This is a genomic window from Kitasatospora sp. NPDC056651, assembly GCF_042792155.1.
In the GTDB taxonomy this organism is placed as follows: Bacteria; Actinomycetota; Actinomycetes; order Streptomycetales; family Streptomycetaceae; genus Kitasatospora.
Genome location: NZ_JBHTWX010000015.1, coordinates 82,473 through 96,314, shown reverse-complemented (window position 1 = coordinate 96,314; position 13,842 = coordinate 82,473). Strand labels below are relative to the sequence as shown.

The following is a 13,842-nucleotide window of genomic DNA, read 5'->3' as shown; positions in this document are numbered from 1 at the left end:
CGGGTCATCCGATCGGATGACCCGGCCGTCGACCGTTCCGCCGGACAATGAAGCACACCGCGCCGACGCCACCGGGCGTCCGTGGCGTCAGGCCGGACGCACCACGCAGTCCGACCGTCCGCCGAGGAGCCACCGTCATGCCCGCCCGTCCGCTCTCCCCCGCTGCTGCGGGCCGCCTTGGCGGACCGGGTCGCCGTCGCCCGGCTGCTGGTCGAGGCGGGCGCGGACGTCAACGCGCAGGACGCCCGGCTGAACAGCCCGTGGCTGGTCACCGGCATCACCGGCAGCGTCCCGATGATGCGCGCCCTGCTCCCCGGCGGCCCCGACCTCACCCGTCGCAACCGCTACGGCGGCGTCTCCGTCATCCCCGCCGCCGAACGGGGCCATGCCGCCTACGTCCGCGCGGTCCTCGCCGAGACCGCCATCGATGTCGACCACGTCAACGACCTCGGCTGGACGGCGCCGCTCGAAGCCGTCCTCCTCGGTGACGGCGGCCCGGCCCACCGCGAGATCGTCGACGTCCTGCTCGCCCACGGCGCCGACCCGTTCCTCCCCGACTCCGACGGCACCACCGCCCTCGCCCACGCCGAACGCCGCGGCTTGCGCACCATCGCCGAGGCGCTGCGCGCGGCGGAGCGGGCGGCCCGCGACGGCGGTGCGGGCAGCGCGGGCTGAACCCTCCCGGGAAGCGACCGCTACCAGTCGTCCGTGCCGCCCAGCAGCTCGACGAGCACCAGTCCCGGATCGAACTCCTCGGCCCGCCAGCGGTCCCAGCCGAAGTCGATGAACGGGTCCAGCACGGCCGGACGGACGTGCCGGTGATCGCCCGGCACATCCCGCCCCGGAGGAACGGGGTGATCAGTGCTCGGGCCGGGGCCGGTTCCCCTGCTCGGCCAGCGACTTGATGCCTTCGAGGGTCGCCGTCATGCCGGCGCGCAGCTCGTTCAGCCGGAAGTCGACGATCTTCTCCTCCAGCTCCGGCCTGGCGTCGATGACCAGGCTGGCGCCGCTGCGGCCGGGGCCGATCACCACCGACTGGCGCAGCCGGGTGCCGCCGCCCTCGGGGACCAGCTCGAAGCGCCACCGGGCCAGCGCCCCGCCGAGATCGGACACCGGCTCGCCGTAGCGGCCGTCCGCGTCCATCACGCCCCAGGCGAAGGAGCCGACGACGGCCGGATCCGCCGGTCCCGCCGCCCCGGTCGGCTCCGTCGCCTCCGTCGCCTCGATCGACTCCCTCGGCTCGGTCAGCTCCGTGATCTCGGAGACCGTCCGCCAGTCGGGCATGTTCTCGCGGCTGTTGTGCCCCTCGAAGCGGGCGCCCACCGCGGGGCCGCGCGCACCGTCCAGCCAGGCGACCCGGTGGAGCTCCGGGCTCAGCCGGGCGGGCAGGCCGATGTCCGTCACCAGCTCCCACACCCGGTCCACCGGTGCCCCGACGAACACCTCGCACCGCGTACCCGGACCGTCGGCGTACCGCATGCCCGTTCCCTCCTGTCGTCCGTCGTCACAGCCGTTCACAGCGTTCATGGCGTTCACGGCGTTCACGACTGCTCACCGTCGTGAACAGCTCTTCGCATCGATGCGGGTCGGCACCCGCCCGCACCCCGGCCCGTGCGTCCGGAACGCCGCGAAGGTGGCGGTCGGGTTGCCGCCCTGGGCCCGGAATCGATGATCGATCCCACCGAACACCCAAGTCAATCCGTTGATTTACCGGGACACCTCCAAGCGATACCTTGGGTCCCGACGTCCCGATACCTTGGGCCCCCGTGACCATCGATGATCTGCGCGTCGGGCCTGCGGCTGCTCCCGCTGCCCGACCTGCCCGCCCTCACCGCCGGCTGGGCCGTCCGGGACTGGGAGAACCTCTGCCCGCTCTCCCGCGCCTTCGCCGACACTGCCGCCGCGACACCCCACCGGCGGCCGGCCCGGAAACCGCCTGACTCCCTGCCGACGGAAGAAGCCCGCTCCCCGAGCATCCGTCGCCTCCGACCGGCATCCGCACACCGTCCCGCCCGTCACCGGCCGCGGAAGGCCCGAACGTCACCCGCCGTAGAAGGCCCGGCCGCGCCCGATCTCGGTGAAACCCCGACGGCCGTACCACTCGCGCGGCCAGTCCGCCGCGTCCGCGAGCAGGAACAGCTCGGGGAGGCCGGCCTCCGCGGTGAGCGCCAGGCCGGTGGCGAGCAGGGTGTCGCCGTGGCCCGCGCCGCGGTGCGGCGTACCGGTCACCAGTTCCTCCAACTGGGCCAGCCCGAAGGCCGGTTCGAGGTAGAGGTCGCTCCAGGCCGCGACCTCGTCGGCCGGTGTCCGCGCGGCCAGGAAGTGCACCTGCTCGGCGCCGCGCAGCCGGGCGGCGCGGCGGTCGGTGAGCTGTCGGACGAGCTCCTCGTCCCCGCTCCACTCCCGCTGCTGACGCAGCACCGCCTCCCGCAGCTCGCTCGATTCCATTGGGAGCGCGGCCGGTTCGGGCCGGACACAGCCCTCCGTCGACCGGGCCATGACGAGCACGCTCTCCCGTTGCCACCCCGCCGCCGCCAGCACCGGCGCGGCCCGCTCGCCGAGCTCCTGGTCCAGCACGGTGACGCGGTACCGGCGACGCCGCCCCAGCCACCGGGCGGCCAGCCGGGGCAGTTCCGCCGGGTCGGTCCCCGGGCCCTCGACGATCAGCTGGTTGTGCTCCTCGGAGCGGACGAACTCCGCGTCCCGGACGGCGAACACCCCGGGGAAGTCCGCCGCCTCGACGAGCTCCGCCGCCTGGCGGCGGGCGAAGGCGGCACGGAAGGCGGTCACCCGCGCGAGCAGATCCGGCATGGCGCCATGATCACCTCCCCGGCCGCCGCCCGCAACGCGTTTTCCCGCGCCGCCTCAGGAGGACGACGGGGCGGACGAGCGGTCGGACGAGCGGGCGGACGTGCGGTCCAGGAAGCGCCGGATCCCGTCCCGGACGCCCTCGGTCGGCACGGTCGCCGCGAAGGCCGCCGCCTCCACCGCGAGCCCCTCGTCGATCGGCAGGTTGATGCCCCGGGTCACCGCCCGCAGGCAGGCGGCCACGGCGCTCGGCGCGTGCCGGATGATCCGCTCGGCCAGGTCCCGGGCGGTGTCCAGCAGTTCACCGGCCGGGACGACGGAGTTGACCAGGCCGATCTCGGCGGCGCGGGCGGCCGGGATCGGGTCGCCGGTCAGGATCAGCTCCAGGCCGCGCTTGCGGCCGACGTGGCGCGGCAGCCGCTGCGAACCGCCGAAGGGAGGCGGGAAGCCGAGCGAGATCTCGGGCTTGGCGAAGGCCGCGTGCTCGGCCGCCACCGCCAGCGGGGCGGCCTCGGTGATCTCGCAACCACCGCCGTACGCCAGGCCGTTGACGGCCACGATGACCGGCTTGGGGAACTCCTCGATCCGCCGGGTGAGGGTGTGCCCGCGACGGACGAACTCGCGCAGCGCCCGCTCCGGCCCGCCCGCGATGCTGGCGGCCAGCGAGGGGATGTCGGCGCCCGCGCTGAACGCCCGCTCGCCGGCCCCGGTGAGGATCACGGCGCGGACGGTGTCGTCGGCGTCGATCCGGTCGAACTCGGCGAGCAGCGCGTCGATCGTCGGGTAGTCGAGGGCGTTGAGCTTCTTCTCCCGGTCGATGGTGAGGGTGACGACGTGCTGGTCCCGCTCGCTGCGGATGGTCATGGGCGCGTGCTCCGTTCCTGGCCTCGCTGCTGGTCCTGGCCTCGCTGCCGGACACCACGAGGCTAGGAACACCCGCCCGGGACAATCCACTCATTGTCCTGGATACACTCCGGAGCAGGCGCCCGTACGCCGAGGCTCACGACCCAGGAACGGCAGGTGACCCGTGCGACCGCCCTCCTACAAGGCCATCGTCGACGAGTACGCGAGCGCCATCCGCTCCGGCGCCCTCCCGGCCGGCGCCCGGCTGCCGACCCACCGCGCCCTCGCCCGCGAGCGGCGGATCGCCCTCGCCACCGCGACCCGGGTCTACGCCGAACTGGCCGCCGCCGGACTGGTGGTGGGCGAGCAGGGCCGCGGCACCTTCGTCCGGCTGCGCTCCGGCTACGACGGCATCGAACCCTCCCGGGCGCTGCCGGTGCCCCGGGTGGCCGACCTCTCCTTCAACCAGCCGCTCTCCCCCGGGCAGGGCGACCTGCTGCGGCAGGCCCTGCGCGCGCTCGCCTCCTCGGGCGACGCCGAGGCCCTGCTGCGCCAGCACCCGCCGGGCGGCCACCGGCACGACCGGGCCGCGGTCGCCACCCACCTCCTGGACCGCGGGATCGACACCGCCCCCGGGAACGTCCTGCTGACCAGCGGGGCGCAGCAGGCCCTGGACTGCGTCCTGCGCACCCTCACCCGCCCCGGGGACGTCCTCGCCACCGACGCCCTCGGCTACCCGGGCATCAAGCTGCTCGCTTCCGCCCACGGGCTCGACCTGGCCCCCGTCCCGGTCACCGCCGCCGGCCCGGACCTCGACGCGCTCGACCGGCTCTGCCGCGCCCGCCCCGTCCGGGCGGTGTACACCCAGCCGACCGTCCACAACCCGCTCGGCTGGGTGCTCGACCGGGCGCACCGCGAGCGCCTCGTCGCCCTCGCCGCCGAGCACGGCTTCACCCTGGTCGAGGACGGCACCTACGCCTTCCTGGAGGCCGCACCGCCGCCACCGCTGTACGCCCTCGCCCCGGAGCGCACCTGCTACGTGGCGGGCCTCTCCAAGAGCGTGGCCCCGGGCCTGCGGTTCGGCTTCGCCGTCCTGCCCGACCGCCTGCTCCGCGCCGCCACCACCGGCCTGCGCGCCGCTGCCTGGGGCGCCCCCGGCCTGATCACCGCCCTCGCCACCGGCTGGCTCGCGGACGGAACGGTCGCCCGTCTGGAGCGGGAGCGCCGCGCGGACGCCGCCGCCCGCCAGGCCGTGGCCCGCTCCGTCCTCGCCGGCCTGGCCACCACCGCCCACCCCACCTCCTACGTCCTCTGGCTCACCCTCGAACCCCACCAGCGCCCCGACCACGCGGCCGCCGCCCTCGCCGCCGAGGGCATCCTGATCTCCACCGCCGACGCCTTCGCCACCACCCCCCACCACCCCGACGCCCTCCGCCTCGCCCTCGCCACGCCCCCGCTCCCCACCCTCTGCGCCACCCTCGCCCACCTGCGCACCACCCTCGAAGCCATCGCCCCCTGACCCGCCGCCCCTCTCCGACCGACAACCACCCCGCGGCGTCCAGGCCCCCGAGGCCCCAGGGCACCCCCGTGCCCGGAGGCCAGGGCCCGGCCCGCCGGAGCAGCGCCGGGCCGACCGCCCCGGGCGCCGGAAGCCGGCCCGCCCGACCTCCTACTCCTCCTCCGTCTCCCCCGCCGCACGGGCGAAGCGCGCGCTCCACTCGGCCACCAGCGTCCGCAGCGCGTCCGGGGCGACGACCCGGAACTCGGCACCGAGGGAGCCCAGCGCCATGGCCGGCCATTCGAGGGAGTCCGCGGTCATCCGCAGGCGGCAGCGGTGCGCGGCGACCGGCGTGACCGTGCCCCAGCGCCCGACCCGGGCCCGGACGTGGTCGGCGGGCGCCTCCACCAGGACCTCCACCCGGTGCGACCGGGGCCCGGCGTCGAGGCCCGCGCGGACGAACTCCGCCGCGTCGCCCGCCGGGAGGGGGCGCGGGGCGAAGCGGTCGCCGCTGCCGGTGGGGGCGGTGAGGCGGTCGAGGCGGAAGCTGCGCCAGTCGGCTCGGCCGAGGTCGTACGCGACGAGGTACCAGCGGCGGTTCAGGCAGACCAGCCGGTGCGGTTCGACGTGCCGCTCCGTGCCGCGCCCGTCGGCGGCCGTGTACGAGAACCGCACCCGCTCGCCGTCCCGGCAGGCGAGCGCCACGACCGTCAGGGCGTCCGGGTCGACGCCCGACCCCGCCGGCGTCCCCCAGTCCACCGGGACGGTCATCGCGCGCAGCGCCTCCACCCGTCGGCGCAGCCGGGCCGGCATCACCTGGACCACCTTCGCCAGCACCCGCACCGAGGCCTCGGCGACCCCCTCCACCGGGCTCTCCGTCGCCGCCTGCAGGCCGACCGCGAGGGCCACCGCCTCCTCGTCGTCGATCACCAGCGGCGGCAGTGCCGCGCCGGCCGCCAGCTGGTAGCCGCCGTCGACGCCGCGCTGGGCCTCGACGGGGTAGCCGAGCTCGCGCAGCCGGTCGATGTCGCGGCGCAGGGTGCGGACGGAGACGCCGAGCCGGTCGGCCAGTTCTTCGCCGGGCCAGTACCGGTGGGTCTGGAGCAGGGAGAGCAGTCGCAGCGTCCGGCTGCTGGTGTTCGCCATGCGTCGATTCTCCCCGGGATTCAGGACAGGAAGTGACCGCAATGGTCCGTAGCGTGGTTCTTGTCCGAGGGAGCAGGACCCGACCGAAAGGCCATGACGATGACCGAGACCACGACCTCGACCACCACCGCCCGGAAGCTCACCGGCGAGCGCGCCGACCTCCTGGCGGCCCTGGAGAAGCAGCGGCACTTCCTGCGCTTCACCACCCGTGACCTCACCGACGAGCAGGCCGGCCTGCGGACCTGTGCGAGCGAGCTGTGCCTGGGCGGCCTGATCAAGCACGTGGCCTCCGTCGAGCGGCTCTGGGCGGAGTTCATCGTGCACGGGCCGTCCGCGATGCCCGACTTCACCACCTGGACCGAGGAGGACTTCGCCCGCCGCGCGGACGAGTTCCGGATGCTGCCCGGGGAGACGCTGGTCGGCGTCCTCGCCGACTACGCCGAGGTGGCCCGCCGCACCGACGAGCTGGTGGCCGCCCTCCCCGACCTGGACGCCACCCAGCAGCTGCCGAAGGCCCCCTGGTTCCAGCCGGACGCCGAGTGGTCGGCCCGCCGGGTGCTGCTGCACATCGCCAACGAGACCGCCCAGCACGCCGGCCACGCCGACATCATCCGCGAGTCCCTGGACGGCGCGAAGAGCATGGGCTGAGCCGGCGGTGCCCCGGGGTCCGGTCGGTCATCGCCGACAGGGCCCCGGGGCTGTCGCCCGGCGGAGCGTCAGGCCCGCCCCACGAAGGTGAACCCGGCCCCGTCCACCGTGCCGCGCACCACCGCCTCGTCCAGCGGCCCCGCCGAGGAGACGGTGACCAGGCCGCTGGGCGCGTCCGCGCTGACGTCGGTGACGCCGGGCAGGGCGGCGAGCCCGGCGCTGACCGTCCTCTCGCAGTGGCCGCAGCTCATTCCGGCGACGGTGAACACGGCGGTGGTGGACATGGCGGTACCTCCGATGGCATTCCGGTGAGCGGGAAGGGTCGACCCGTACGGGAGCGGCCCGACGGGTCGACCCGCACCACGACACCCGAATCCGGCGGCGGGCCCCAGGGACACGCCGCACGGGTGACACCATCGAGCGGTTCCGGGAACCGACCGGGCCGCCCGTCCGACAGGAGCCCCCGCCGTGACGTCGGACACGCCGTGAACCGGGGCCCGGTCCGTGTGCGTCCCTCCAGGTGAGACCCCTTCCGCAGGACCGGGCGACGGCCCGGCCGCCGATCGGCCGCACCACCCGCCGATCCCCTCCTGGAGCAGCTCCGCCATGTCCCCCCAGGCCCCGGTCGACGCCCGCCCGGACACCACCGCCCTCGCCGCCCTCGCCGCCACCGGCCTCCCCGCCCTGGCGGGAGCGGCCCGTTGAACGCGCTCCTCCGGCTCCTCCGCCGCAGGCCCCGGCCGGCCGCGCTCGCCCTCGCGCTGGTCGCCGCCCTGACCGCCGGGCTGCTCTGGTGGCAGCCGTGGAGCGACGGGGACGGCCGGCTGGCGTTCACCACCGCGCCCGGCGGCTCCGCCCGCTTCGGCACCGGCGAGCACCTGTACCGCTACAAGGTGCGGGTGGAGGACGGGATCGCGGAGAGCCCGGAGCGGTTCGCCGCCGAGGTGGACGCGGTCCTCGGCGACGTCAGGCACGGCTGGGCCGCCGGCGGCACCGCCTCGTTCCAGCGGATGCCCGCCGATCCGGTGGACTTCACCGTCTACCTGGCCACCCCGCGGTCCACCGACCGGATCTGCGGGCAGTACGGACTGGACACCGGCGGCTGGGTGAACTGCGGCGTCACCCACCAGGTGGTGATCAACCTCAAGCGCTGGACCGAGCTGTCCGAGTTCTACGCGGGCGAGCCCGAGCAGTACCACGCGCTGGCCGTCAACCACGAGGTCGGCCACATCCTCGGCAACGGCCACGTCGACTGCCCGGGCCCGGGCGCCCCGGCACCGGTGATGATGCAGCAGATCAAGGGGCTGCACGGCTGCGTCCCCAACGGCCGGCCGTACTCGGACGCCGGCGCCCTGCTCACCGGCCCGCCCGTCCAGGCCCCCACCGACGCGCCGTAACCGCGGGAAACGACCCTCTGTACGAACCATCGACACCGAACCCGGATAATCCTGGTCGGACCGGACGCACCCGCACCGCGCGCCCGGTCCCGGTCGTGTCCGCAGTCGGTGCCGGTGGAGGAAGAACGTTGAACGGTGTGCCCGGCGGGGAGACCCTGGACTGGTCGGTGCTGCTGGCGGCCGCCGAGGCGGCCGCCCGGGCGACCACGGGCCGCGGCCGGGTCGCCGACTACATCCCGGCCCTCGCCACCGCCGACCCGGAGGCCTTCGGCATGGCCGTCGCCACCGTCGACGGGGAGCTGCACGGCGTCGGGGACTGGGAGCGGCCGTTCTCCGTCCAGAGCGTCTCGAAGCTGTTCTCGCTCGCCCTCGCGGTCGCCTACGGCGGCGACGCGCTGTGGCGGGGCGTCGGCCGCGAGCCGTCCGGCAACCCGTTCAACTCCCTGGTGCAGCTGGAGACCGAGCACGGCATCCCGCGCAACCCGTTCATCAACGCGGGCGCCCTGGTGGTCACCGACCGCCTCCAGACCATGACCGGCGACGCCTCCGGCACGGTACGGGAGTTCCTGCGCCGCGAGTCCGGCAACCCGCTGCTGGACACCGACCCGGTGGTCGCCGCCTCCGAGGCCGAACACGGCCACCGCAACGCCGCGTTGGCCCACTTCATCGCCAGCCACGGCAACCTGGAGAACCCGGTCGAGACCGTCCTGGAGCACTACTACGCGCACTGCGCCGTCGCCACCAGCTGCCGCGACCTGGTGCTGGCCGGCTCCTTCCTCGCCCGCTACGGCGTGCGGGCCGACGGCACCCGGCTGATGTCCCGCAGCGAGGCCAAGCGGATCAACGCCGTGCTGCTCACCTGCGGCACCTACGACGCCGCCGGCGAGTTCGCCTTCCGGGTGGGCCTGCCCGGCAAGAGCGGTGTCGGCGGCGGCGTCCTCGCGATACTCCCCGGCCGCGCCGCCGTCTGCGCCTGGGGCCCGCGGCTCGACCAGGCCGGCAACTCGGTCGCCGCGGTCACCGCCCTGGACACCCTGACCACCCTGTCCGGCTGCTCGGTCTTCTGATCCTCCGACCCAGCCGGACGCCCCGGAGAACGGAACCGGGCCCCGGCCGTCCGCACAGCGACCGGGACCCGGTGGTTCCGGGGGTGGACGGCTACTCCACCGTCACGCTCTTCGCCAGGTTGCGCGGCTTGTCCACGTCGCGCCCCAGGGCGACGGCGGCGTGGTAGGCGAGCAGCTGGAGCGGGATGTTGAGCAGCAGCGGGTCCAGCTCCGGCTCGCTCTTGGGCACCAGGATGCAGTGGTCCGCGAGCTTCTCCTCCGGCCGGCGGTGGCCGACCGCGATGACCCGCCCGGAGCGGGCCTTGATCTCGCCCAGCGTGGTCAGGTTCTTGTCCAGCAGCTCGTCGTCCGGAACCAGTGCCACGGTGGGCAGTTCGGGGCTGATCAGTGCCAGCGGGCCGTGCTTGAGCTCGCTCGCCGGGTAGGCCTCGGCGTGCACGTAGGAGATCTCCTTGAGCTTCTGGGCGCCCTCGCGGGCCACCGGGAAGCCGCGCACCCGGCCGATGAACATCATGCCCGCCGACTCGGCGTACTCGGCGGCGAGTGCGGCGATCGCCTCGCTCTGCTCCAGCACCTCGCGGATCTGGTCCGGCAGCGCCTGGAGCGCGGAGACGATCCGGCGTCCGTCGGCGGGCGACAGGTCGTGGATGCGTCCGAAGTGCAGGGCGAGCAGCGCGAAGGCGACGACGGTGGAGGTGAAGGCCTTGGTGGAGGCGACCGAGACCTCCGGACCGGCGTGCAGGTAGATGCCACCATCACACTCCCGGGCGATGGCACTGCCCACGGTGTTGACGACGCCGAGCACCCGGCCGCCCTTGCGCTTGACCTCCTGGACGGCGGCCAGCGTGTCGTAGGTCTCGCCGGACTGGCTGACCGCGACGTACAGGGTGTCCGCCTCGATCACCGGGTTGCGGTAGCGGAACTCCGAGGCCGGCTCGCTGTGCGCGGGGATCCGGGCCAGCTCCTCGATCAGCTGCGCGCCCATCTCACCCGCGTAGTACGCCGATCCGCAGCCGAGGATCTTCACCCGGCGGATCTCGCGCAGCTCCCGGGCGTCCAGGTTGAGGCCGCCGAGGTGCGCGGTCGCGAAGCGCTCGTCGAGCCGGCCGCTCAGCGTGCGCTCGACCGAGCCGGGCTGCTCGTGGATCTCCTTGAGCAGGAAGTGCTCGTAGCCGCCGGTGTCGTAGGAGTCGACCTCCCAGTCCACGGTGGACGGCTGACGGTGGGTGGTGCGGGCGTCCGCGGTGAAGGTGCGGAAGCCGTCGGCCCGGACGGTGGCCAGTTCGCCGTCCTCCAGGTGGACGACCTGGCGGGTGTAGCGGACCAGCGCGGAGACGTCCGAGGCGGCGAACATCTCCTTCTCGCCGATGCCCAGCACGATCGGGCTGCCGTTGCGGGCGACCACGATCCGGTCCGGCCGCTCGGCGTCCAGCACCGCGATGCCGTAGGTGCCGACCACCCGGCCGAGCGCGGCCCGGACCGCGTCCTCCAGCTCGACGCCCTCGGCGACGTTCGCGGCGATCAGGTGGGCGAGCACCTCGGTGTCGGTCTCGGAGCGGAACACCGCGCCGTCGGCGGTGAGCTTGGCGCGCAGCTCGTCGGCGTTCTCGATGATGCCGTTGTGGACGACGGCGATCCGCTCGGCGCCGTCCAGGTGCGGGTGCGCGTTGGCGTCGCTGGGGACGCCGTGGGTGGCCCAGCGGGTGTGGCCGATGCCGGTGGTGCCCTTGAACCGGGCCGGAACGGCGCCGGCCAGGTCGGCGACCCGGCCCTTCACCTTGCGCAGCTTGATCCCGCCGCCGCGCCCGGTGACGGCGACGCCGGCCGAGTCGTAGCCGCGGTACTCCAGCCGCGCCAGCCCCTCCAGCAGGAAGGGGGTCGCGTCCTTGGGGCCGATGTAGGCCACGATTCCGCACATGCGTGGACTCCTCTGTCGAACGTTGACGAACATGGACGACCGTTGCCGAACACCGCCGGACAGCATCGAACGGCACCGAGCAGGACCGAGCGATACCGATCGACACCGGAAGCGGTCGGATTCGGCCAAAAGCGGTCGCGAACCGCCGAAGGCCGGGGGACGGCGCTCAGCCGTAGACGATCCGCCGCAGCTGGCGGGCCGAGAGCTCCGGCGCCGAGACCCGGCGCTGCGGCAGTTCCTCGGCGAGCCGGGCGAAGATCCGCTCGTTGGTCAGACCGCGCCCCTGGAGCTCGGTGTGGCGCCGGCGCACGTACTCCTCGGTGCTCTCGGAGAAGTACGCCAGCACCTCCGCCACGACCCGCGCCGCCTCCCGGGGCCCCAGCGGGCTGGTCCGGGTGAGGTGGGCGAGGAGGTCTTCGTGGGGGTGGGATGAGCTGGGCACGAATGAGGAGCCTAGGTCGGACGGAGCGGCGAAGCCAAGATTTCTGCCCGAAATCGGGCAGACATTACGACTTTCAGACCAGCTCCACATCATCTTCACATTCGACCGGCGATCGGCCACCCGTTCACCCTCGTTCTCGAAAGCCCCTTGAAGCGGCGCCAACTCCGCACGTAGCGTGACCTCCTGAACACGAAGCGGAAGACCGGAGGCTTGCGGATGTGCGGGATCACCGGATGGGTCGCGTTCGAGCGCGACCTCACCGCCGAAAGGACCGTCCTCGAAGCGATGACGGCCACCCAGCTCCGGCGCGGCCCGGACGCCGGCGGCGTGCACCTGGAGCCGCACGCCGCGCTCGGCCACCGCCGGCTCGCGGTGATCGACATCGCCGGCGGCACCCAGCCGATGACGGTCGAGCAGGACGGCCGGACGCTGGCCGTGCTCACCTACAGCGGCGAGGTCTACAACCACCGCGAGCTGCGCGCGGAACTGGAGGCGGCCGGGCACCGCTTCCGCACCCGCAGCGACACCGAGGTCGTGCTGCACGCCTACCTGGAGTGGGGCGAGCACCTGGCCGAGCGGCTCAACGGCATGTTCGCCTTCGCGATCTGGGACACCCGGCGCGAGGAACTGCTGCTGTTCCGCGACCGGATGGGCGTCAAACCGCTGTACTACCACCGCACCCCGGACGGCGTGATCTTCGGCTCCGAGGTCAAGGCCCTGCTCGCCCACCCCGACGTCCGCCCGGTGGTGGACCTGGACGGGCTGCGCGAACTGCTCGGCTACACCCGCACCCCCGGCCTCACCCCGTACCGGGACATCCACGAGGTCCGGCCCGGGCACGTCGTCCGGGTGCGCCGCGAGGGCCTCTCGGTCCGCCGCTACTGGGCTCTGGAGGCGCGCGAGCACCGCGACAGCCTGGAGTCCACCGTCGCCACCGTCCGGGCCCTGCTGGAGGACATCGTCCACCGCCAGCTCGAAGCGGACGTGCCGCTCTGCTCGCTGCTCTCCGGCGGCCTGGACTCCAGCGCCGTCACGGCGCTCGCCGCCCGGACGCTGGCCGCCGCCGGCGCCGGTCCGGTGCGCTCCTTCTCCGTCGGCTTCACCGGCCAGAGCGAGAACTTCCACGCCAGCGACGTCCGGCAGACCCAGGACGGCCCGTACGCCCGGCTGCTCGCCGACCACATCGGCGCCGACCACAGCGTCGTCGAACTGGACGCCGCCGACCTCTCCGACCCGTCCCGGCGCGCCGTCGTGCTGCGCGCCCGCGACCTGCCGAACGGCGTCGGCGACATGGACACCTCGCTGCTGCTGCTCTTCCGCGGCGTGCGCCGGCACTCCACCGTCGCCCTGTCCGGCGAGTCCGCGGACGAGCTCTTCGGCGGCTACCGCTGGTTCCACGACCCGGCCACCATCGCCGTCGAGGACTTCCCCTGGGCGCTCGGCCTCACCGGCATCGCCGGCGGCGGAGCCACCCCGCGCGAGCACCTGCTCGACGCCGGGCTGCTCCGCAAGCTCGACCTGGAGGGGTACCGCAGGGCCCGGTACCGCGAGGCGCTCGCCGAGGTCCCGCACCTGCCCGCGGCCGATCCGCTGGAACGGCGGATGCGCGAGATCTCCTACCTCAACCTGACCCGCTTCGTCTGCATCCTGCTCGACCGCAAGGACCGGATGAGCATGGCCAACGGCCTGGAGGTGCGGGTGCCGTTCTGCGACCACCGGCTGGTCCAGTACGTGTTCAACACCCCGTGGGCGATGAAGGCCTTCGACGGGCGGGAGAAGAGCCTGCTGCGCGCCGCGGTCCGGGACGTGCTGCCGGACGCGGTCGCGGACCGGGCGAAGAGCCCGTACCCGGTCACCACCGACCCGCACTACCCGGCGAAGCTGCGCGCCGAACTCGCCCGGCTCGCCGTCGAGCGCACCTCCCCGGCCCTGGACCTGCTCGACCGGCGGCGCCTGGCCGACGCGCTCGCCCCGGACACCGACCCGCAGTCCGTCCGGCTGGCCGTGGACCTCGCGCTGGACTTCGACGCCTGGCTGACGGAGTACCGGGTGACGCTGGAGCTGTGAGCGCCCGG

General features: G+C 74.2%; 13 protein-coding genes. 6 read left to right on the top strand and 7 right to left on the bottom strand.

Features of this window, described 5'->3' with window-relative positions; genetic code table 11:
• Nucleotides 1-81: 81 nt before the first annotated feature.
• The gene (locus ACFRAR_RS09215) at nucleotides 82-675 is read left to right on the top strand and encodes an ankyrin repeat domain-containing protein (protein ID WP_380696481.1); all 594 of its coding nucleotides are present in this window, start codon (nucleotides 82-84) and stop codon (nucleotides 673-675) included.
• 183 nt (nucleotides 676-858) lie between these two features.
• Here the strand turns inward: ACFRAR_RS09215 and ACFRAR_RS09210 are convergent, their stop codons facing one another.
• From ACFRAR_RS09210 to ACFRAR_RS09200, 3 genes are all read right to left on the bottom strand, one after another.
• Nucleotides 859-1,479, bottom strand: coding sequence for an SRPBCC family protein (locus tag ACFRAR_RS09210; RefSeq protein WP_380696479.1), 621 nt, complete (start codon nucleotides 1,477-1,479; stop codon nucleotides 859-861).
• Nucleotides 1,480-2,040: 561 nt separating this feature from the next.
• Nucleotides 2,041-2,811, bottom strand: coding sequence for an N-acetyltransferase (locus tag ACFRAR_RS09205; protein WP_380696477.1), 771 nt, complete (start codon nucleotides 2,809-2,811; stop codon nucleotides 2,041-2,043).
• A 54-nt stretch (nucleotides 2,812-2,865) separates the two neighbouring features.
• Nucleotides 2,866-3,672 (bottom strand): crotonase/enoyl-CoA hydratase family protein, encoded by an 807-nt coding sequence (locus tag ACFRAR_RS09200; RefSeq protein WP_380696475.1) that lies wholly within the window; start codon nucleotides 3,670-3,672, stop codon nucleotides 2,866-2,868.
• Nucleotides 3,673-3,835: 163 nt separating this feature from the next.
• Here ACFRAR_RS09200 and ACFRAR_RS09195 point away from each other — a divergent pair, with 163 nt between their 5' ends.
• Nucleotides 3,836-5,170 (top strand): PLP-dependent aminotransferase family protein, encoded by a 1,335-nt coding sequence (locus ACFRAR_RS09195; RefSeq protein ID WP_380696473.1) that lies wholly within the window; start codon nucleotides 3,836-3,838, stop codon nucleotides 5,168-5,170.
• Nucleotides 5,171-5,320: 150 nt separating this feature from the next.
• Here the strand turns inward: ACFRAR_RS09195 and ACFRAR_RS09190 are convergent, their stop codons facing one another.
• On the bottom strand, nucleotides 5,321-6,295 hold the full coding sequence (locus ACFRAR_RS09190; protein ID WP_380696471.1) for a helix-turn-helix transcriptional regulator: 975 nt from the start codon (nucleotides 6,293-6,295) through the stop codon (nucleotides 5,321-5,323).
• A 93-nt stretch (nucleotides 6,296-6,388) separates the two neighbouring features.
• Between ACFRAR_RS09190 and ACFRAR_RS09185 the strand changes: the two genes are divergently transcribed.
• A complete protein-coding gene (locus ACFRAR_RS09185; RefSeq protein WP_380696469.1) occupies nucleotides 6,389-6,943 on the top strand; it encodes a DinB family protein in 555 nt (184 codons plus the stop codon).
• 68 nt (nucleotides 6,944-7,011) lie between these two features.
• Here the strand turns inward: ACFRAR_RS09185 and ACFRAR_RS09180 are convergent, their stop codons facing one another.
• Entirely contained in the window at nucleotides 7,012-7,227 is a 216-nt protein-coding gene (locus ACFRAR_RS09180; RefSeq protein WP_380696467.1) for a heavy-metal-associated domain-containing protein, read from the bottom strand.
• A gap of 417 nt (nucleotides 7,228-7,644) precedes the next feature.
• Between ACFRAR_RS09180 and ACFRAR_RS09175 the strand changes: the two genes are divergently transcribed.
• Together ACFRAR_RS09175 and ACFRAR_RS09170 are read left to right on the top strand one after the other, a co-directional pair.
• Nucleotides 7,645-8,340 (top strand): DUF3152 domain-containing protein, encoded by a 696-nt coding sequence (locus ACFRAR_RS09175; protein ID WP_380696465.1) that lies wholly within the window; start codon nucleotides 7,645-7,647, stop codon nucleotides 8,338-8,340.
• 155 nt (nucleotides 8,341-8,495) lie between these two features.
• A complete protein-coding gene (locus ACFRAR_RS09170; protein ID WP_380696489.1) occupies nucleotides 8,496-9,407 on the top strand; it encodes a glutaminase in 912 nt (303 codons plus the stop codon).
• Between the two features lie 91 nt (nucleotides 9,408-9,498).
• On the opposite strand, the gene glmS is transcribed toward ACFRAR_RS09170, so the two are convergent.
• Nucleotides 9,499-11,325, bottom strand: a complete 1,827-nt coding sequence (gene glmS, locus ACFRAR_RS09165) for a glutamine--fructose-6-phosphate transaminase (isomerizing) (protein ID WP_380696463.1) — start codon at nucleotides 11,323-11,325, stop codon at nucleotides 9,499-9,501.
• Nucleotides 11,326-11,491: 166 nt separating this feature from the next.
• Entirely contained in the window at nucleotides 11,492-11,767 is a 276-nt protein-coding gene (locus ACFRAR_RS09160; protein WP_380696461.1) for a hypothetical protein, read from the bottom strand.
• Between the two features lie 216 nt (nucleotides 11,768-11,983).
• Here ACFRAR_RS09160 and asnB point away from each other — a divergent pair, with 216 nt between their 5' ends.
• Entirely contained in the window at nucleotides 11,984-13,834 is a 1,851-nt protein-coding gene (gene asnB / locus ACFRAR_RS09155; RefSeq protein WP_380696459.1) for an asparagine synthase (glutamine-hydrolyzing), read from the top strand.
• The last annotated feature ends 8 nt before the right edge of the window (nucleotides 13,835-13,842 follow it).

What these genes read in the sequence shown, in the direction of transcription:
- ACFRAR_RS09210 (WP_380696479.1), bottom strand. Translation starts at nt 1,479, where the DNA reads ATGCGGTACGCCGACGGTCCGGGTACGCGGTGCGAGGTGTTCGTCGGG.
- ACFRAR_RS09205 (WP_380696477.1), bottom strand. Translation starts at nt 2,811, where the DNA reads ATGCCGGATCTGCTCGCGCGGGTGACCGCCTTCCGTGCCGCCTTCGCC.
- ACFRAR_RS09200 (WP_380696475.1), bottom strand. Translation starts at nt 3,672, where the DNA reads ATGACCATCCGCAGCGAGCGGGACCAGCACGTCGTCACCCTCACCATC.
- ACFRAR_RS09190 (WP_380696471.1), bottom strand. Translation starts at nt 6,295, where the DNA reads ATGGCGAACACCAGCAGCCGGACGCTGCGACTGCTCTCCCTGCTCCAG.
- ACFRAR_RS09185 (WP_380696469.1), top strand. Translation starts at nt 6,389, where the DNA reads ATGACGATGACCGAGACCACGACCTCGACCACCACCGCCCGGAAGCTC.
- ACFRAR_RS09180 (WP_380696467.1), bottom strand. Translation starts at nt 7,227, where the DNA reads ATGTCCACCACCGCCGTGTTCACCGTCGCCGGAATGAGCTGCGGCCAC.
- glmS (WP_380696463.1), bottom strand. Translation starts at nt 11,325, where the DNA reads ATGTGCGGAATCGTGGCCTACATCGGCCCCAAGGACGCGACCCCCTTC.
- asnB (WP_380696459.1), top strand. Translation starts at nt 11,984, where the DNA reads ATGTGCGGGATCACCGGATGGGTCGCGTTCGAGCGCGACCTCACCGCC.